This is a genomic window from Verrucomicrobiia bacterium (assembly GCA_035489575.1).
In the GTDB taxonomy this organism is placed as follows: domain Bacteria; phylum Patescibacteriota; class Saccharimonadia; order Saccharimonadales; family JAGQNK01; genus DATHJY01.
In genome coordinates, this window is the sequence record DATHJY010000008.1 from 1 (window position 1) to 19,084 (window position 19,084).

General features: G+C 52.7%; 20 protein-coding genes. 8 read left to right on the forward strand and 12 right to left on the reverse strand.

Annotated features, from left to right (window positions below; translation table 11 throughout):
* Positions 1 to 10 precede the first annotated feature (10 nt).
* The gene (locus VK694_03465) at positions 11 to 994 is read right to left on the reverse strand and encodes an integrase core domain-containing protein (GenBank protein ID HTE57780.1); all 984 of its coding nucleotides are present in this window, start codon (positions 992 to 994) and stop codon (positions 11 to 13) included.
* A 267-nt stretch (positions 995 to 1,261) separates the two neighbouring features.
* On the opposite strand from VK694_03465, the gene VK694_03470 reads away from it, so the two are divergent.
* The 3 genes from VK694_03470 (at position 1,262) to VK694_03480 (ending at position 3,169) form a co-directional block, all read left to right on the forward strand.
* A complete protein-coding gene (locus tag VK694_03470; protein HTE57781.1) occupies positions 1,262 to 2,095 on the forward strand; it encodes a hypothetical protein in 834 nt (277 codons plus the stop codon).
* Positions 2,096 to 2,482: 387 nt separating this feature from the next.
* Positions 2,483 to 2,767 carry a hypothetical protein gene (locus VK694_03475; GenBank protein HTE57782.1) on the forward strand — a complete coding sequence of 95 codons (285 nt, stop codon included), beginning with the start codon at positions 2,483 to 2,485 and terminating at the stop codon, positions 2,765 to 2,767.
* Positions 2,768 to 2,794: 27 nt separating this feature from the next.
* Positions 2,795 to 3,169, forward strand: a complete 375-nt coding sequence (locus tag VK694_03480; protein ID HTE57783.1) for a hypothetical protein — start codon at positions 2,795 to 2,797, stop codon at positions 3,167 to 3,169.
* A gap of 198 nt (positions 3,170 to 3,367) precedes the next feature.
* Here VK694_03480 and VK694_03485 read toward each other — a convergent pair whose 3' ends face one another.
* Positions 3,368 to 3,856: a hypothetical protein gene (locus VK694_03485; GenBank protein ID HTE57784.1), complete on the reverse strand. Its 489-nt coding sequence runs from the start codon at positions 3,854 to 3,856 to the stop codon at positions 3,368 to 3,370.
* Here VK694_03485 and VK694_03490 point away from each other — a divergent pair.
* The 4 genes from VK694_03490 to VK694_03505 all read left to right on the forward strand — a co-directional run bounded on the left by VK694_03490 (position 3,846) and on the right by VK694_03505 (position 8,379).
* On the forward strand, positions 3,846 to 4,064 hold the full coding sequence (locus VK694_03490) for a hypothetical protein (GenBank protein HTE57785.1): 219 nt from the start codon (positions 3,846 to 3,848) through the stop codon (positions 4,062 to 4,064). The two genes, VK694_03485 and VK694_03490, sit on opposite strands and share 11 nt — an antisense overlap.
* A 112-nt stretch (positions 4,065 to 4,176) precedes the next feature.
* Positions 4,177 to 4,944, forward strand: a complete 768-nt coding sequence (locus tag VK694_03495; protein HTE57786.1) for a Ku protein — start codon at positions 4,177 to 4,179, stop codon at positions 4,942 to 4,944.
* Positions 4,945 to 4,960: 16 nt separating this feature from the next.
* Positions 4,961 to 7,441, forward strand: coding sequence for a DNA ligase D (gene ligD, locus VK694_03500; protein HTE57787.1), 2,481 nt, complete (start codon positions 4,961 to 4,963; stop codon positions 7,439 to 7,441).
* Positions 7,438 to 8,379 carry a hypothetical protein gene (locus VK694_03505; protein HTE57788.1) on the forward strand — a complete coding sequence of 314 codons (942 nt, stop codon included), beginning with the start codon at positions 7,438 to 7,440 and terminating at the stop codon, positions 8,377 to 8,379. The genes ligD and VK694_03505 overlap by 4 nt, the downstream gene beginning before the upstream one ends.
* A 54-nt stretch (positions 8,380 to 8,433) precedes the next feature.
* Here VK694_03505 and VK694_03510 read toward each other — a convergent pair whose 3' ends face one another.
* Together VK694_03510 and VK694_03515 are read right to left on the reverse strand one after the other, a co-directional pair.
* Positions 8,434 to 11,571 (reverse strand): hypothetical protein, encoded by a 3,138-nt coding sequence (locus VK694_03510; GenBank protein ID HTE57789.1) that lies wholly within the window; start codon positions 11,569 to 11,571, stop codon positions 8,434 to 8,436.
* A 121-nt stretch (positions 11,572 to 11,692) separates the two neighbouring features.
* Positions 11,693 to 11,959: a DUF2277 domain-containing protein gene (locus VK694_03515; GenBank protein ID HTE57790.1), complete on the reverse strand. Its 267-nt coding sequence runs from the start codon at positions 11,957 to 11,959 to the stop codon at positions 11,693 to 11,695.
* A gap of 166 nt (positions 11,960 to 12,125) precedes the next feature.
* On the opposite strand from VK694_03515, the gene VK694_03520 reads away from it, so the two are divergent.
* Positions 12,126 to 13,235 carry a DUF4419 domain-containing protein gene (locus tag VK694_03520; protein ID HTE57791.1) on the forward strand — a complete coding sequence of 370 codons (1,110 nt, stop codon included), beginning with the start codon at positions 12,126 to 12,128 and terminating at the stop codon, positions 13,233 to 13,235.
* A gap of 156 nt (positions 13,236 to 13,391) precedes the next feature.
* On the opposite strand, the gene VK694_03525 is transcribed toward VK694_03520, so the two are convergent.
* The 8 genes from VK694_03525 to VK694_03560 form a co-directional block, all read right to left on the reverse strand.
* Positions 13,392 to 13,931, reverse strand: coding sequence for a DUF1697 domain-containing protein (locus VK694_03525; protein ID HTE57792.1), 540 nt, complete (start codon positions 13,929 to 13,931; stop codon positions 13,392 to 13,394).
* Positions 13,932 to 13,933: 2 nt separating this feature from the next.
* Positions 13,934 to 14,755 carry an ABC transporter permease gene (locus VK694_03530; GenBank protein ID HTE57793.1) on the reverse strand — a complete coding sequence of 274 codons (822 nt, stop codon included), beginning with the start codon at positions 14,753 to 14,755 and terminating at the stop codon, positions 13,934 to 13,936.
* 1 nt (position 14,756) lies between these two features.
* Complete coding sequence (locus tag VK694_03535) at positions 14,757 to 15,752, reverse strand: ATP-binding cassette domain-containing protein (GenBank protein HTE57794.1); 996 nt, start codon at positions 15,750 to 15,752, stop codon at positions 14,757 to 14,759.
* A gap of 64 nt (positions 15,753 to 15,816) precedes the next feature.
* Complete coding sequence (locus VK694_03540; GenBank protein ID HTE57795.1) at positions 15,817 to 17,136, reverse strand: FAD-binding oxidoreductase; 1,320 nt, start codon at positions 17,134 to 17,136, stop codon at positions 15,817 to 15,819.
* A 6-nt stretch (positions 17,137 to 17,142) separates the two neighbouring features.
* Complete coding sequence (locus tag VK694_03545) at positions 17,143 to 17,616, reverse strand: SRPBCC family protein (GenBank protein ID HTE57796.1); 474 nt, start codon at positions 17,614 to 17,616, stop codon at positions 17,143 to 17,145.
* Positions 17,617 to 17,620: 4 nt separating this feature from the next.
* Complete coding sequence (locus tag VK694_03550) at positions 17,621 to 18,130, reverse strand: VOC family protein (protein ID HTE57797.1); 510 nt, start codon at positions 18,128 to 18,130, stop codon at positions 17,621 to 17,623.
* A gap of 10 nt (positions 18,131 to 18,140) precedes the next feature.
* A complete protein-coding gene (locus VK694_03555) occupies positions 18,141 to 18,614 on the reverse strand; it encodes an SRPBCC domain-containing protein (protein ID HTE57798.1) in 474 nt (157 codons plus the stop codon).
* 10 nt (positions 18,615 to 18,624) lie between these two features.
* On the reverse strand, positions 18,625 to 18,948 hold the full coding sequence (locus VK694_03560) for a metalloregulator ArsR/SmtB family transcription factor (protein HTE57799.1): 324 nt from the start codon (positions 18,946 to 18,948) through the stop codon (positions 18,625 to 18,627).
* Between the last annotated feature and the right edge of the window lie 136 nt (positions 18,949 to 19,084).

Below are 19,084 nucleotides of genomic sequence, written 5' to 3' on the forward strand. Positions count from 1 at the left end.
GGTCCACCCACTAAACATATAAGACACTTGTATCAAGTGTAGCATCTGCAAAGCCGTCTAGGCTTTGCAGATATTCAACGGGCGTCAGCATGCGGAGCATGCTGTGTGGCCGGTAGAAGTTGTAGTCAAGGCAGTCTTCAATGAGAAATGTCTGGAGTTCGGCTTTGGCATGGCTGTTGGTTGTCAGCTTCTTGTAACGGTCTTTGTCCACACCATGGCTGCGCTCAATCCGGCCGTTAAGATGCGGGCTTCGTGGTGGTATCCGGCCATGCCGGATACCGTGACCTGCGAGCCATCGTTGGGCTGCGGTGAGGGTGTCCGGCTTTGTTTGTGGTAGCTGGTCGTAGACAAACTCCATGCCGTTGTCGGTTTGGATTGCTTGAAAGCTAAAGGCTGGTTCGAAGAACCGGATAGCATGTTCCAGGAAATCAACAGTAGTGGCCGGGTCGTAGCCTGGATAGAGCCGTTTGTATTTAATGCGCGTTGCGCAATCGATAAGATCATATTGGTAGGCGGTGTGCTTCCAATGCTTCACGTCCAACTGGCCAACTTCACCCGGGGCGTACGGGTACGGATTCAGCCGCCGCTGTGTCCGCATCCGCTTCTTGCGTGGCTCAAGCAAGCCAGCACGTCTCAGGACATTGCCAACGCCATGGTGGGAGATAGTAACGTCATAGTCTCGGGTAAGGACATGCGCAAGCTTGTCTTCGCCGTAGCCCAGCCCGAGCCGAAGCTGGACAATGAGGCTAGTAGTCTCTGAATCTGTATCAGCCTTATGGCTCTTTGGCGTCCGCGGTAGATCGTAGAGGCTCGTCAACCGCTTTCCACTGGCGAGCCAGCGCTTGCGCCAGTAGTAGTATTCGCTGCGGGGAATGCCGTAGTAGCGGCAAGCCGCCACCACGGAGCCGAGTTCCTCGGCTTTGCGAAACCAGGCCAAACGGATACGAGCTCCGTATACCTGGAGCTGTTTTCCGGTCATAGATCTTGTTCTCACTTTCACTCCTTCTAGTTTAGGGTGATGTGTCCAAGATGTATGGTGGGTGGATACAGGTAGGTTTACTGATATTGACTTTTATCTATCATTTATGTTATAATATGTACTACTTTGAGGGGATTATGTCTCTTTCCAAAGTACTTTAATAGCTCTCTGTTATTGACCCCTTTTGGGGTCGTGGTGAGCAGTAAGTACACGAAGATATGTCGTGTTTTTATTGTTTACCACGACCTTTGTCCGCCCTGGACCGATCAAAAGGAGTTACCCATGCGTTTCCCGTTCCTGCTCTGTTTCAAGTTCCTCTATGGTGTCCGCCTGAAGAAGACCAGCATCCGCCTTGCGCGGCTCCTGGAGCGCTTCTGCAGCACCCCGCTGGAGGACAGCAAGCTGTACGACGACATCTGGGAGTTCGTCGCGTACCACCAGAAAGACTTCACGTCGTTCTGCCAGGATGGCGGCGGCTGCTCCTTCCCGATTCTGTCCGACACGGACAGGTTCCACCGGCTCTGCCGTGCAAGCCAGGCTGCCGAGGACGCCCTCGACGCCGAGATGGACCAAGCCGAGATGGAGTTGCTCTGTCATAGCTGCTGGGACAAGCCCGCGGTCAAGGACCGACTCTGCCAGATCTGCTGGGACAACCAGTACCTGTGTCGCGCAGGGTGCGGCAAGCCAGAATCCGAGTGCGATGGCAACTGCCACACCGCCACACTGTGCAAGTCGCTCCACTGTTCCCGATATGCGGCCGAGGACGGCTACTGCATGCCCTGCTGGGAGGACAGCATTCTCTGCTCTGACTGTCGCCGAGAACTCGAAGTCTGCACCTGCGACATCGAGGACAACTACCCCGACGGCTACGACACCCGTGACGAGTACGTCGACAGCCATGACGAGACCGACTCCTGGACCGAAGCACGCTGCGGCGGTGACAGGCCAGGCCTCATGGTCGACGACGAATACGACGACGGCTACTACGACCCGGACGAGGACATCTGTCCCGGCATCTGCGGCCAGCCGGCCTACGCCTGCACTTGTGCAGAGACCGCGTCCCTACGGGAGCACAACGCCAATCCGAACACACGTGGTTCGACCTGGGTGGCCTGAGGCCATAACAGAGAGCTGCCAGGTGGCGGGAAAAAGGAAGAGCTCACGCTCGCCCCCATTCCCCCACCTGGACAGTTCCCAAGCACAGAAAGTTTTTTCTGTTTTTAGGAGCTGTTTCACTTTTGGGCGTAGGTGTCACCCGCAAGCTGGCCAGCCTGATGAATCTATAAAATCTCCACCCCTGTTGCTAATCTTGACTTTTTGCGAAATTTATGCTAATGTACTAAATACTTTGGTAGCGCTGGGAAACCACCTCTAAAGTACCTTAATAGCTCTCTGTTTTAACCGCTTTGGTGTCTATTGCGATTGGGAACAATTACAAGATTCTCGTGTTCTTGTTTCCAATCGCAAATTCTGATCTGAGAGATCACGAGCCGAAGGAGCAATATGTCTATCGACTTCGATACCCGCGACCAAGTCAGGTTTCAGCTGCATCATACCAATGGTGAAGCTGATCCCGTCGAGTTTGTCCATCACGGCATTCCTCAAGGCAGCGTGGCTGTCTTGGAGCGAATCATGGAGCCGCACGGTGACATGCTTACCTCTGACAGCTTCATCGCTATCAGGAGATGGGCCTATACCTACCGTCTTCCTGCCATAGAGGGACTTCTGCTCCGCCTGCTTGGCCACTTGAACCTGGGCTACAAGATCAACTTCCATACCGACCACTGATCGCAAGATCACGACCAAGGAGCAGTCATGACCTACTCAGCTGACCACCCGATGGCCTTCCTCAACGACCTCTTCGAGATCGACGAGATCGCTGCCGTCCGCGTGGCCGACAAGTGGGCCGGTGCCGAAGGTACCAGCGAGCACTACGCCGCCGCGTACAGCATCGCCGAGCGTCAGACCGCGTTCCCCCTGTGTGAGCACTGCCGGTGGCCCCTCGTCAACCAGGACGAGCACTCCAAGTGCCACGAGATCACGGACCCCGTGCCTGAAGACGACCAGGACGACATGCTCGACCGCTACGACGACCACGGCTACGGCGACCCGGACGACGGCTACATCGACGACCCGGACGACCTGGCCGAGATCGCCCACGGCAAGGAGCACGAGATGTACAACAGCTAGGTCGCAGTAGCGGCATAACAGAGAGCTGCCAGGTGGCGGGAAAGAGGAAGAGCCTGAGGCTCAACCCCAACCCGCCGCCTGGACAGTTCCCAAGGACATAATGCTTTTTGTGTTTTTAGGAGCTGAATGATTTATAAAAAATAGAAGCCTTGCCCGGTCGTCTCCAAGTGGAAACAATAACCCGGACAAGGCTGATGCTCACGCGGGGTGAGCGATGTCGATGAACACCGAGCTGTCGCTGTCCCGGCCCACCCGGAACGGCAACTCCTGGCTGACACCAACGCCGACGATGTAGGAGCCCTCGAAGAAGCCTCCGAACTTGACCTCGCGCAGCGCCGGCCAGTTGACCTGGTGGTTGACATCGTTGGGGATGTCCGAGTCGATCGGCGGCTCCATGGTGCGAACCGTCACCTGCAGGAAAGCTTGGCCGTCCAAGGGCACGGTGTCACCTGAGCCGTCGGAAGTGACCGCGTCCACGTAGCTGACCTGGAAGCTTCCGGGTCCGGCGCTGCCAGCTTGGTTACCGAAGTCGAAGACCACACGGTCGAAGCACGGATGCTTGCCGGTACGCGTCTTGTCCAGCCAGCCCAGGGTACTGGAAGCCTCCAGCGGCACCGTCTCCGGCTGGGTGTTCCAGGACACTTCGCAGGTTCCCGGCCTGGGATCTGGTTCGGTCGTGGCGGTCACCGGGACCTCGCCCTCATCTTGGGTGGTCGAGGTCTGGCCGCCCGTTGTGGTGGTGGCAGCTGTCGTTGTGGTAGTGGACGAAGACTGGTCGTCATCGTCATCTCCGCCACTGCAGGCAGCCGTAGCTACCAACAGTGCAACAACCACTACTACTGAAATGAACTTCCTCCGCATAACTACCTCATCTCTATGGGGGTGCGCTGGATAGGAGCATTATAGCTTTAGTTTATGTTGTATTGCTACATCTACCACCCTCGATAGATTCGGGACATGTTACCATAAGGGTTATATGACAGCTAACGTACAGTAAGGAGGCACGCATGCGGCCAATCTGGAATGGATCTATTAGCTTTGGACTCGTTAATATACCAGTAAGAATGTTCAGCGGCACCAACCCGCGGGAGGGCATAGACCTGGATATGCTACATAAAGCAGACCACTCGCCTATTCGCTACGCCCGCATCTGTCGCAAGGATGGCAAAGAAGTGCCGTGGGAAGACATCGTCAAAGGCTACGAATACCGCGACGGCGATTATGTAGTACTGTCTGAAAAAGACATGGAAGATCTAGATGTCAAAAAATCCAAGACTATAGACATTCAGCAGTTTGTAGAAGAGGGTGATATAGACATCCGCTACTTTGAAAAACCGTACTATCTAGAGGTAGTAAAGGGCGGCGAAAAAGCCTATGCCCTGCTGCGATCCGCGTTGCAAAAATCCGGCAAACTGGCCCTGGCCAAGTTTGTGATGCACCAGCGCGAGCATGTGGCCGTGCTCAAGCCCGTAGGCCGTGTGTTGGTACTGAATCAAATGCGCTTCCCGACCGATTTAAGAGAACCGGGCAAACTCAACCTGCCCACAGATAAAGAAGTAACCGACAAAGAACTAGAAATGGCCCTGAAGCTGGTCAAACAAGGCACCAAGCCTTTTATAGCCGAGGATTTAAAAGACACTTACACCGAAGAGCTCGAGGAAATGATCAAGGCCAAAACAAAAGGCAAAAAAATCACCGTCAAGAAATCGGCAGAACCAGAAAAGACTTCTGCCACAGACATCATGAGTGCCCTAAAGGCAAGCCTGAAAGACTAACCAAGGAGACAGTAGGGTGGGCCTAACCAAGTACTTCAAGAAACGAAAATTTGACCAAACGCCCGAACCTAAGGGCGGCACACGAAAGCCAAGTGACGGTAAGCTAAAGTTTGTCGTGCAGCAGCATCATGCCACTGCCAGACATTACGATTTTCGCCTAGAAATGGACGGCGTCCTAAAGAGCTGGGCGGTGCCAAAGGGCCCCAGCATGAACCCGCACGACCACCATCTGGCTATCCAGACCGAGGATCACCCGTATGACTACCGCAAATTCGAAGGCGTTATACCAGAAGGCAGCTATGGCGCGGGCAATGTCATCATCTGGGACGAAGGCTGGTATGAGCCTCGCGACCCCAAAGGCAGCGAAAAGTCCCTGCAAAAAGATCTGCGCAAAGGACATATCACTTTTATCGTGCATGGCAAGAAGCTGAAGGGCGAATTTGCCTTTATCAAAATGCCCAATGCCAAGGAGGACAACGCCTGGCTGCTTATAAAAAAGAGTGACCAGTATGCCAGCAACGCCGACATCACAACCCAGGACGAATCTGTTAAAAGCCACAAACACGTAGACGACCTGGGCGCCCACGGCAAACTGCCAGATCTATCGCGGTACCCCAAAAGAGCCGAGCCATGGGCTGTACAACCCATGCTTTCTACCCTGGTAGACAAACCTTTTAGCGGCGACAACTGGCTGTTCGAGATCAAGTGGGACGGCTACCGAGCCATTGGTAGCAAAAAAGGCAAAGACATCCAACTGTACTCCCGTAATGGCCTAGACTTTATCGACAAATATTCGCCAGTGACAGAAGTCCTACAAGCCTTTGACCACGACGTGATTTTAGACGGTGAGATTGTAGTAATGGGCAAAGACGGCGTCTCTCATTTTGAGTGGTTGCAAGGCTATCAAGCCCCACCAAACAGGTTTGGCGGGGACCCCGGTTCTGGACAGGACGACACCCCAGGGACGATCCGCTACTGCGTGTTTGATATTTTGTGGTGCGATGGCCGCGACGTGCGCACTATGCCCTTGCTACAACGCAAGGCTTTGCTAAAGAGCATCCTGCCCGATCACCCCACCCTCATCTATAGCGACCACGTAGAACAACACGGCGAGAAACTATTTACCATTATGCAGCGCAAAGGCCTCGAGGGCATGATAGCCAAGCAGGCCGACAGCCTGTACCGCGAACACACCCGTGGTATGGAATGGCAAAAGATCAAAACTCACCAGCGACAAGAAGTAGTCATTGGTGGCTACACCGAACCGCGAGGCGGCCGCAAATATCTGGGCTCGCTGCTAGTGGGAGTATACGAGAAAGGCAACTTTGTCTACGTTGGTCATTCGGGCGGCGGCATTCCAGACAAGGACCGTGAGGCACTGCAGGAAAAGCTGGCCAAGATAGAACGCAAAAGCTCGCCCTTTGCCACCCAGCCCAAACCCAACGCACCGGTACACTGGGTGCGACCGCAGATAGTTTGTGAAATGGAGTTTGCCGAATGGACCAGTGACGGGTTTATGCGTCACCCAGAGTTTAAGGGCCTCCGGGCAGATAAGGAGCCAAAAAACGTGAAACGGGAAAAACCCACAGAACCAGACACCAAGCCAACAAAAAATGCCAAGGGGTGGCCGTTTGAGCCAACACACCTAGACAAAATATTCTTTCCCAAAAAGAAATACACCAAGGGCGATCTGTTCAGATACTACGAATCTGTTGCCGACTATATCCTGCCCTATTTGAAAGATCGACCGCTATCCATGAACCGCATGCCCAATGGCATCACCGGCGAGAGCTTTTTTCAGAAAAACAACGAACATCTGCCAGACTGGGTACCCAGCGCCAATATCTTTTCAGAAAGCAATAAAGAAGACCTGCATTGGATTGTAGGTGGCGATCTGAGCACCCTGCTATACCTCGTTCAGCTGGGCTCGATAGAGATCAATCCCTGGAATTCCCGCGCTGACCACTTAGAAAAACCCGACTGGGTTGTCATAGACCTAGACCCGGAAGGCGTCAGTTTCGAGAAAGTCATAGAAGTTGCCCAAGAAGTCAAAAAGGTCTGTGACCAGTGGAAAATCCCCACCTACCCCAAAACGTCGGGCAAGACCGGCCTGCATATTTATATCCCCATGCAGGCCAGATACAGCTACGACCAAGCTAAGAATTTGGCTCATTTGATTGCCCTAGAGGTCAACACCCGCCTGCCCAAGATCACCAGCGTAGAGCGCATGCCAGACAAGCGAAAGCACAGGATCTACCTGGACTTTCTGCAGAACCGTGCCGGCCAAACGCTGGCCGCGCCCTATTCGGTGCGCCCAACCCAAGACGCCAGCGTATCTATGCCCTTGCACTGGAAAGAGGTAAAGAAGGGGCTGAAGCCAAGTGACTTCACCATCAAAAACACCCCAGCCCGCCTGAAAAAGCATGGCGATCTATGGAAATCCGTCATTGGCACGGGCATTGATCTAGAGCAAACCCTGAAGCGAATTGAATCATGAATCAGTCTGTTAGCTCTTTGCTTCTATCATTCGGGGCTCTAGCGCTAGCTTTGCCGGTGGGGTGGCTGGTGGGAGTGTTAAGCAGGCAGATCCGTATTGCCAACGCCAAACGCCGCTGGAGTAAGCAGCAGACCATCATTGCCGAGTACACCGCACCCAACGACTTGCGCCCAAGTGAGATAGCATATCTATATGACCGTGCATTTGGTGAAGCCGAACTGCTGGCAACTATTTTTGACCTGGAGCTTCGGCACAAGCTAGCGCTCAAACCGCTCACACACAGCAAGCTGGGAGCCATAGATTTCCATATGCGCGTCACGACCGATATCGTAAAAGACCGAGAGGTGACTAGCTTTGAGGAAGAGATACTGCTGAGCATTCAGCACGATCCCACATGGCGAGTGCTTCGGAGCGACGCCAAACTCTGGACGTCAGGCATACAGCTGCAGCTAGAGGCAGACTTACGAGCCAAAGGCTTTTTGCATCGCCCATCATCTGTTGGTGGTACTTGGCTACGGTACTTCTTTGTGGGCGGACTCATCAGCATCCCGCTCATTATTCTGCCACCTTTCCTGAACGGAGACTGGGGCACAACCGAAGCCTCGCTGGGGCCCAACAATCCGTACATCAGCGTACACCGCGACACCGCGCTGCTGACACTTGCCATTCTGTGGGGGATTGGCAGCATTTTGTATGGTCTGGCCAGCTACCTGGCTGCCGCCAGCTGCAAACGAGCCATGAATATGGAAAAGGGCACTTTTCTACTCAGGCGCGCCTGGCCACACATAGAAGGTTTTCGGCAGTACATTGAAGTTGTCGAACAAGATAAGATCAAGTTTGAAAACACCGCCTTGCGGGAAGCCGCCCGCCAGCACGCCCTGCCCTATGCTGTTGCCCTGAACCTATCAACCGACTGGCACAAACGATTTAGGGCTTAGGGAAGCCTGCCTTCCATCCCAGTAATTCCGTACAAAACGAGCCGGTTGTGAACGCTATTCTTGCTCTACCACGCCCTGGTTATACTGCATTGCAAGCACATCAGCTCCCCCGTGCTCATAGGTAACCTTCCCGTTGGGTTCGATTGTCATTGTACTTATAACTTCTGCGGCTCCAACTAAATGCCTGCCATGCCCTCCAGACATAGCCTGGCCAACTCCCCCCAGCGCCCCCGCACTGCAGGAAGACAAGACTATCCGAAAATTATCCCCCAGGTGCTGGCTAAAGGTATTTGCTTGCACTCTAGTCCTAGGATAAGCGTCTTGGTTTAGTGAGTAGCGACCCTGCCGAGCCTTTACATAGTCATCTGCGTTCAGTTCTTGCCCCGAGTATGGGCCAAGATCCATACCCTCGGGACTTCCGTGTGCCTGGATGATGAAATTTTCTAGCCGACCGTGACGTGGATCGCGGCCGTTTTGTCTTTCTCGCTGGCCAACCGCCAGGGCAACTTTGGCTATGTCAGCCTTAGCGCTAGCCTCGAAAAAGAATAGTCCATTGGCCGTATAGCGAGTAGCTTCCTCATGCTTGTTCTTATATGTCCTCTTTCTACCAAGCTGCTCGGCAGAGTTCTTTCCGGTAGCCCTAAACGCAGTATTATGATCACTGTGTGCCGATACCACGATGTTTTTAGGTGAAACGTCCCCTTTGCGCCATACCAGTAATTGTTGGTGCAGCTGGCGGGCATCATAGCGAGTAAAATGATGTATGCCAAATGTATCAATAATTGCCAAAGTTTCTTGCGCGCCATAGGCTTCCACAAAGGAGGCGAGGGGCCGAGCCTCTTGCACAATGGCCTCTACGTGCTGCGTCACATTCTCTGCCAGCTGACTGTCACGCTCCATTCCGAGCTCGAGATCATAGATCTCGTTCTCTAGAGGGCGTTTAGTGTTCCAGCTCGCGAACATACTAAAGGCTCTTTCGTGTCCCAACCCAAGCTTCGACAAATAGCTCTCAAAAACTTTGAAATCTGTTAGCTCAGATTTGCGCGCTACTTCGGGAGTATTGGCCTCAGACTCTTCTCCATTCTCGGCTGCTTTTTTACGGGCATTCCAGGATTCAATTCTGGCCTCCCAGGCCTTCCCAAAACCAGCCCGCATTTCGGCCTCGAACCGAAGCTCTCGTATGTATTCCGTCAGGCCACCTTCCTCTTCTTTTCGGTCTAGTGAATGCTTCAATGTTGTTAGGGGCAACGCCTGAATCTCACTCAGCGTAAGACCATATGCCTCCAAACGAGCCCTGGTCCCTAAAACGTCTTTTGCCACGTCAAGAGGATCTGCCCGATTGAGTAGTGCAGATCGAATACCTGGGTCGCCCAAAAAGTCACCCACCTGTTCTGTTGCCCGCATAAAACTCGTCAAATATTCTTGGTTATTGCCTTGGCTATATGGCGCCTGTTGGATGGCTTTGTTAAACAGCTCATCACCCACCTGGCCCCTGAACTCTACTAACTGCTCGGCCAAACCAGAGGGTATGGCCACCAAGACGTCCGAATTATCACGACAAATAGACAAAATCTTACCTACATCGTCTAGATATTCTTCACCAAATACCTGACGAGCGATCTGCAGGGCGTGACTCGGGTCCTCGAACTGCAATAAGACATGTTTCCTACCCAAAGTAGTATATTCCTTAGTTGATTCATCTGCAGCGTCGTTCACTTCTTTCCAAGCGGTCTCCAAAGATGCTACAAACTGCGTCTGCGCCTCTGATCCCTCAAGCCTTGCCAGGGCATCCACTACCTGAGGGACATCCTCGTGAAAACCACGAGACTCTAGCACCACCAAGGCTGACGCCCTGTCTTCCATGGCTCCGTCCCCCTTCAGGAGAGCATGTCGAGCCTCTGAGTCAAGGCTCTCGTACCGAGGCCAAAAATCAGAACTGACCGCGGCCGCCTGGTCTGGATCAACCGCCTCACTATATGCAACCATATCGTCAATTACCTCCTGGGAGGCACCGTGAGCTTGCAGGGTAACAGTAAGTGCTTCTTGCTTACGCGTGTGCAAATTTTCAATAGTCTTCACAATGCGTTCGGCCTCTGGCGTATCCACTCCTAGCCAGTCATGGACAGCATCTTTGCTACCCCAGAGCTCCCCACGGTGAGAAGATATGAGATCGTAGGCTAACTCTTCGTGGCCAGCGTGAACAAGCCGGGGAATAGCCCGCTGGATAGTCTTTGGCGTCAAATCCATCATTGATACATAACTATCTCCAACACGACGTTCAGCCCGGAGGCGAGTAAGGCGCGTATCGAGGTCGTCTACTTTGAGTTCTTCTGCCTGGATCAATAGTGCAGCCAGAGCATCAGGATCTTCGGTGCGTTTTTCGGTTACTTCTAAAGCTTTGGTGGCAAAAGCTTTTGCCTCTTCGGGGCTATGCCGACCTACTGCCGCTCTTGTGAGACTCAGCAGGTCATCCTGCGATAGATCAGCCGTTTCTCTGGTATGTGCTTCATCCAAAAATGGCTGAGTATCCGAAAAGTCATCAGAGAAGTCTTCTGCTGAAGCAACTTTTAGTAGTGCGCTAGAACGCTGACTGCACCGCGATACTGGTGTTACCGCGGTGAAGCGCCCACTGCCAGCCGGGGGCACACTTACCACCCCAAAGGTGTTTTTGGTAGCTCGCACCAGCTCGGTTGCCAGATTTTGGCTGACGGCAGTATGTACAAATACATCCTGACCCTTGTCGTAGTCATTGTGCGGCGTGAGACTTTGAATGATCAAAGCCGTCTCTAGGCTCGAAATAGCTGCCTCGGTATCACCGTCCCGCTTTTTATCCGCAGCCTGTTCAACCAGCTGGCGATGTGCGGCCACGGCTAAGCCTTCGGCCGAAATAACCCCTTCTGCTTGGCCCGCCTCAGTCAATCTATCGTGAGCAGCATGGAGCGCAGCCGACGCTTCGGTAATGTAATGTCCCACTCGATCTACTTGTGGCCCATATTCTCCGACTTCTGTACTGGCAGGCTCTTGGCTGCCAAAAACTACCTCAGCGTTTGCATTTTTATGAAAATCAGCATGGCTCAGGCGAAGTAGCTGACTACCCATGGCCTGCTGAAGATCAGGATGCAGCTGGTCTACGTGCTCTTGAGCTGCTGGCGGCAACTCAGTGTGCAAGCCATTCTGTAGTTCGGCACTCATTTAGGAATCCTTTCAGGCTAGAGCGGTCCAAGATTGCTTTTGCTTATTCAATTCTACAAGACCTACAGTCAGAGAGCCAGATGATTACACTTTGTTAGGCCTTCCGCACGAAAGGGGTAGGCTAACCGAATCTTTTAACCGCGCGGGCATGTGCTTTGGCGGCTTCTTCTTCACGGTTGTGCGGGTCGGCATGAGTCACCAGCGAAACCAGTAGCTTCTTTGCCACCACCGCCGTTTCTTCAACTGCTTGGTCAAAGGCTTTTTCGTTGGCCTGTGACGGCTTGGTAAAACCAGACAGCTTGCGCACAAACTGCAGGGCAGCGTCATGGATTTCTTCGTCCGTAGCTGGCGGATCAAAATTGAATAACGTCTTTATATTTCGACACATATAAGCTCCTGTTTAGCTTTTAAGTATACCAACCTATGCAGTCTGTCTTTCAAGCATGTAGTTGTATGAAGTATTTATTTATGCTATAATATATTTATTCTTTCCGTCAAGTGCGGTTTGATGTTGCCTTAGGGCAGCGCACCTCGACATCCTACAGGAGGAAATGATGACCTTCGTCATCGAAACCCCCATCCAGCGGCCCCGCCACGGCGGCCGGCAGCACGAACCCACCAACGTCACGGTGGAACTCCGCTCCAACGAGGGCTTCCTGGACACCGTGCTGGACAACCCGACCCGGGTGCACTACAACAGCCGCAACAAGCTGCATGTGGTCACGGCGGTGAACAGTTCCTATGGTCGTGACCATGACGAGGCCAGCTACGGCGTGGCCAACGTCAGCCTCGGCCTCCAGGCTCTGCACCAATGCTTCGCGGCTCACATGCCGTTCAGCCTGTCGCCAGACTGGGTGTGGTACATGATCGTCCACGAAGTGGCCGAGCATGTCCGCCAGAACTCGGACCGCTACGCTGCCGCGTTCACCCGTACGCCCAGCCAGAAGCAGACCATCGAGGTCCGCGACGACAGCCTGCGCTACGACGCCCCGTCCGACTGGATGCGGTCCATCAACCTCATCCGCGAGCCGCTGGCCGCCAAGGTGACCGACCGCACCATGCAGCTGTTCCTGCCCGCCTTCTCGACCACGACCATCGAGGACGAGACCGCGGTGCTGGTGGCATTCATGGACGTCGTGAGCTCCTACTACGAGTTCGAGTGGCGGACCATGTGCGGCATCCCCCAGATCCGTCTGGAGGGCACCGCCGAGGACTGGGACACGCTCTACTCCATGACCGACCGTCTGTCCATCGAGTTCCCCGGACTGCGGGCCTACTTCGAGAACCTGCTGCCGGTCCTTGAGAAGATCCATGCCACCGCGTCCGCCCACCAGGTGGACGAGAACTTCTGGCGGTCGATCTACAAGTACGGCGGCGGTTCGGGTGGCCCCTTCATCAACGGCTGGTTCACGGCGTTCTTCGCCCACACCCAGACCCAGCAGGGCGCCAAGCTCCGCGAGGATTTCGACTGGGGTCGCATGATGGAGCACTCGTTCAGTGGCTTCAGCACCAACGACTTCCCAGCCCACCTCTCGCAGGTGCCCTTCAAGTGGAACTACTACGGCACCATGTACGACATGACGTTCGCCGCCGGCATCACCGGGGTCACCACCGACGATGGCTTCATGAGCCCCCGCCTGGGCTTCGCCGTCGTCGAGAACTGACCCTCGCCGCCACGGCTCCTGTAATAAAGAGGTAAATCCTGGTCCGACCAGGTCGGTAGCATTTGTGCTGGTTCATTTGAACCATCCTTATGCTATCGCTATCCGTTTCCATAGATGCGTATCTATGCTGATGAGTCCAAAAGGACGAAAAGCGTCTTAGCCTTCCCATTTTTTTATTATCTTTTGCACGGTATTCCAACTTCGCGTAGTGATGTCTTTGCCAAATTCTTTCTCTAGTCGAACCATCAAATCTGGTGTCTTAGCACCGGTGAGATCTACCACGCTAAACACAGCCATATCCTGCATGGCAAGCACGGTGTAGGTTTTATCTGGGTTTTTATACGGAAACTGCCAACGGGTGCTGGCAGCTTTCTTCAGGAAGGTCACATTCAGGTTGGTCTTTTTGGAATACAGCATAGACTCAAAAGGATGTGTCAGCAGCAGCGATTGCATCTGCTGCCGAGTTCGAACAACCGTGGTGCTATGAAATCCCAGCTGTGGCTGCAGGGCAGCCTCTATATCTGACTCAAGTTGGGCAGTGTCCCGCCTGTTCGATTCAAACAGCACGTTGCCGGTTGCCAGCACCGTCTGAACATCGACCAAGCCCAATCCTTCAAACACGGCGCGAATTTTCTCGTTACGCATATTTGGATTGAGCGGGCCAATACCACGGAGCAGGGCTACATACTGCGCCATACCTAGCTTGCAGATCGGCGGCGGAACAGCCAGGCGGTCAACGGGATAGACACCACGATGATGCCCACACACCAGACAACCGACAGCCAGCCGGCATTACCCATTGGGGTACCCACCAACAGTGCACGAGTGGCATTAATGACATGCGTAATTGGCTGGTTTTCGGCAAAGATCCGGAGCGGACCAGGCAACGTGCTGGTCAGGACAAAGGCGCTGGAAATGAAGGTCAGCGGAAAGATCAGCACAAAACCAATCCACTGCGCCGCTTCAAGGCTCTTTACAATCAGGCCCAGAATGGCAGACAGCGAAGAAATAGCCAGCGTGAACAGCAACGACAGTCCGATAACCAGCAACCAATCCTCCAAGCTGGCGCTTGGACGGAATCCAACCAAAAAGCCAACCAAAATAATGATGGCACCAGATATGATGTTGCGGAACAGGTCGGCAATAATGTGTCCTACAATCAATGCGCTACTAGACATAGGCAACGAGCGGAAACGATCTACAATACCTTCTTTCATATCCACAGCAATGTTGATAGTGGTGTAGTTGGCGCCAAAGGCCAAGGTCTGCACCAAAATGCCGGCAAACAGATAGTTGGCGTAACTGACATCGCCAGTATTGATTGACCCGCCCAAAACGTAGCGGTTCAGTAACATGAACATGATAGGAAACATGATCAGTGACATGACTTGGTCAAGGCTACGGATAATGTGCCGCACGCTGCGCTTGATCATTTCGTAGATATCGTTGAACAGCCAGAATAATTTAGAGCGTTGCTCTGGCTGCACGGTACTGATGAGTTCGTTCTCGGTAGTACTCATGTTATTTCTTTCCTTTCTTCTTTTTGGCATGTGCCTCATTCTTTTGGTCCTCGGCTGTAGCCACATGACCAGTCAGTGACAAGAACACGTCGTCTAGGGTTGGACGGTGCATAGAAATATTTTCAACAGAAATCTTGGCGTCTTCTAGTCGCTGCAGGGTTGTCTTGACCATAGATATGCCACCCTTGCTGGCGATACTGAGGGTACGATTTTCTGGATCAGCCTTTAGGCCTTTGCCGTCGACAGCTTTCTTGGCTTGCTCAAAGTCACTCTTTTCGCTGATGGTCAGCTCTAGGCGGTCAGAGCCCACCTTGCTCTTTAGCTGATCGGCTGTACCTTCGGCAATAACCTTGCCGCCGTCGATCACCACAATGTTGTCAGCCAAATGATCGGCTTCGTCCATATACTGAGTGGTTAGCAAGATAGTAATGCCGTTCTTGGCCAGCATCTTTATGGTGTCCCACATAGCCATGCGTGACCTGGGGTCCAAGCCGGTGGTTGGTTCGTCCAAGAACACGATAGGCGGCGAAGCCACCATGCTCATAGCCAAGTCTAGCTTGCGGCGCATACCGCCAGAATAGGTTTTGACCGTACGCTTAGAGGCCTCGGTTAGGTCGAACAGCCTCAGCAGCTGTTGGGCCCGACGCTTGGTATCATCCATGCTCAGGCGATACAGGCGGCCCATCATTTGCAGGTTTTCTTCGCCGGTGAGGTATTCGTCTACTGCGGCATACTGGCCAGTCAGGCCAATGTTTGCCCGGACATCGGCAGAATTTTTGACAATATCAAAGCCGTTGATAGAAGCCGAGCCGCCATCTGGCTGCAACAGTGTACTTAAAATTTTGATAGTAGTGGTCTTGCCAGCACCGTTAGGCCCTAACAGCGCCAGAATACTCCCACGCTCGACCGTAAAATTCACTCCCATCAGGACCTTTAGGTCGCCGTAGGATTTTTGCAGATTCTTGACTGCAATCGCATTTTCTGACGTTTTTGCCATGCGGTTGTCCTTTATTTACTTTTCTATAGTGTAGCGTATCCGTTGACCCCTGACCACCTCGAGTCTAGGGTTTGATGTTGAAGTTCTGGTCAAAGACATTGGTGGGGTCGTACTGTTTCTTTACCTTGGCCAATTTTTTCTGCGTAGCTGGTGGATACATGGTGTCTATGGGTTCATCTGGATCTGTAAAGAAATTGATATAGGCGCCTTTGGTAAACGGTGCGATTTGTCGCCATGGCTGAAGCACTTTTTCTTTATCGGCCGCAGTAGCACCAGGTGGCATAAATGTTGGTGCTACTATCAACGCCTCGCTGGCACGATGGGCAAAAGCTGTAGCGTCAGCAGCGACGCGGTTCATAGCCCCACCAGTGCCCCTGATCTGCAGGATCGGCCCCGTTTCTCCCGTATACAGCCCGGCTACTGTGTGCGCAAGCTCGTCGCTAAAATCCGACACAAAGCCATTTTTGACAATTACCTCCGTGCCTTCCGGTGGGTGCGCTTCTTCTAAAACTTCAAAGTATTCCATACGACTAACGTCATCACTGACAAGTTTGCCAAGGTTTCTCAGCGGCTTCAGAGCCTTGTCAGCGGCTGACTTGTCATCACTGGCGTAGCAGCACATCACAATCGCCGACGGTGGCATACCCATAAATGAAGGAAGTGTCACCAGCATAGTAGTCAGGTCTTCTGGCGCCGTCCGCATGGCGTCGCGCCAGCCGGTCATGAGCTGAGGCAAAGCGTCCAAGCCGTACACAATTTTGCCAGAAAAGACTTTGCCAATTGGATGAGCAGCAAACTCAAAGGCCGTCACTACACCAAAATTTCCACCGCCACCACGCAGCGCCCAAAACAAATCGGGGTTTTCTGAGTCGCTGGCCCGCACTACTTTGCCGTCAGCTGTTACTACCTCTGCCGCAACCAGGCTGTCTATAGCCAAGCCATATTTGCGGACCATCCAGCCCACACCAGCGCCCAGTGTCAGCCCGCCAACACCGACTGATATGGTGTCGCCGGACGACAGCCCCCAGCCTGACTTGTGCAATTCTTTGGCAATGTCGCCCCAAATCGCTCCGCCCTGGATCCGGACGATGTGTTTGGTTTGGTCAATCACCTGCACATCTTTCATAAGCGACAGGTCGACTACCACACCGCCCTTGTTAGTGCTAAAACCGGCACCATTGTGACCACCGCTGCGGATTGACAACTTCAGCGAATTCTCACGGCTGTATTTGATAGCCAGCGCAACGTCGTCATTGGTTTTGGGTTGCAGTACGACTGCTGGTGCGCCTTTGAAAAATAGCGTACTTTGCACCTGCCGATACCCCGGGTCTTCGGGCACGATTACCGTGCCCGAGAACTTCGCTTTTAGGTCACCACTGTTCATGGCTTTTTAGGCACTTTCTACAATTTCTGCCAAGACATCGTAGCCCTCGCTGGCACCTTTTTCCATGCCAGAGTCAACCATGCCATCACGATCTTCGACAGACTGGAACGCAGAGACAATCTTCATCTTTGTTTTGCCGTTTTCTTCGGTCAGCCACATGCTATCCATGGCAACGTGTCCTGATTCTGGTAGGCCATCGAACTCGAACGTCTGGATAGCCCGTTCTGGCGCAGTGACATCATGGAAAACACCATGGAACGCATACTCGGCGTCTGAGGTCTTTTGCACAAATCGCCAACTGCCACCAGCATGAGGCTCGAACGTCTCGATAGTTGTCTCGTACGTTTTTCCACCCCACCATTTTCCGATTACATCCGGGTCGATGAATGCTGCAAATACTTTTTCTCGGGGAGCATCAAACTCCCGCTCGATAGTTATAGTGCTTTGTCCTGGTTCGATCGTAAATTTGGTCTTTCCCATATAGTTATTCTCCTTTATACGCCTTTTCAAGTGCGGCTATATCAATTTTATGCATCTGCAGCATGGCCTGCATGGCGCGGCCGGCTTTTTCTTTGTCTGGGTCGCCCAGCAGCTCGCCCATGCGGGCAGGAATGATCTGCCACGACAAACCAAATTTGTCTTTTAGCCAGCCACATTGTTCGGATTCTTTGACGGCCGATAGCGCGTTCCAGTAATAGTCCAACTCTTCTTGGTCGGCAACTTCTACATACAAAGAAATTGATTCATTGAACTTGAATATCGGGCCGCCATCCAGGCATATGAACCTTTGGCCAGCCAGTTCAAATATGCCATTCAGCACTTTGCCGCCCATGTCTTTCATGGGTCCTACTTGCTGGTCGTCTGGGTAGCGGGTGATGCCGACAATCTTTGACTCGGCCTTTTTGTTGGGGGCGCTGTTGAAGATGTCGATGTAAAACTTCATGGCCTCCTCGGCCTCTTTGTCAAACCATAGTGATGGGGTTATCTTTTGCATGCAATACTCCTTACTTTAAGCTTTCTGCCAGTTTATCAAGCGATTCGTTCCAGCCAGCCTCAGCCATATCGGCGTCTTCACCAACGGGTAGGCCGGCATGCTGAATGGTCAGCTTGGTTTTGTCACCTTGCGCTTCGAAGGTGATTGTTATCAATAGTTCTTTGGGGAAATCAGCAGCCATACCGTACTCTTTGGCAGATATAATATTGCCTTCGGCGTCCATAAAACTATCAGTTGTCACAATTTTCTGATGCTCTACGATCTCTTTATAGGTACCGCCGCTGTACATTTTTTGGCCCTCTGGTGACACCATACACAGTACGCTCTTGCCACCCACCTGAAAGTCAATTTTATTGCCTTCCGAGCCAAAGTCCTTCGGCCCCCACCATTTAGCAATTTCTGCGGGCTGAGACCAGGCTGCCCATACTTTTTCTACTGGTGCGTCAAAGATTCTTTCTATAGTTAGCGTTCGTGATTCTGCCATATACATCTCCTTAGTTACTTTTTAGATACATATCAAGAGCGTCAAAACGCTCGCTCCACATAGCCTCGTAGCGCTTCAGATACTCTGAAGCGTCCTTGACCGTACTGGGTGCTGCACTCACAATCTGCTCCTTTCCACGCCGCTGCTTTATAACCAGCCTGGCTTTCTCCATCACCTTTACATGCTTAGAGACAGCCGCAAACGTCAGTTCATAATCCCGGGCTATCTGACCAACAGACATAGATCGCTTTGCCAAGCGCTCCAAAATGTCTCGCCTGGTGGGATCTGCCAGCGAGTGAAAGATTAAGTCGAGATTCAGTGTATATTCAACCATATAGTTGAATGTTAATTGTTGCTGAATGTTTTGTCAAACACTTTTTTGATGCCAAAAAGACACCATGGGGGTTGTGTTATTTACCTCGGCGCCTAGAAATCAGGTAGATAATTGGTTAAGCTTAGTAAGAATAGTG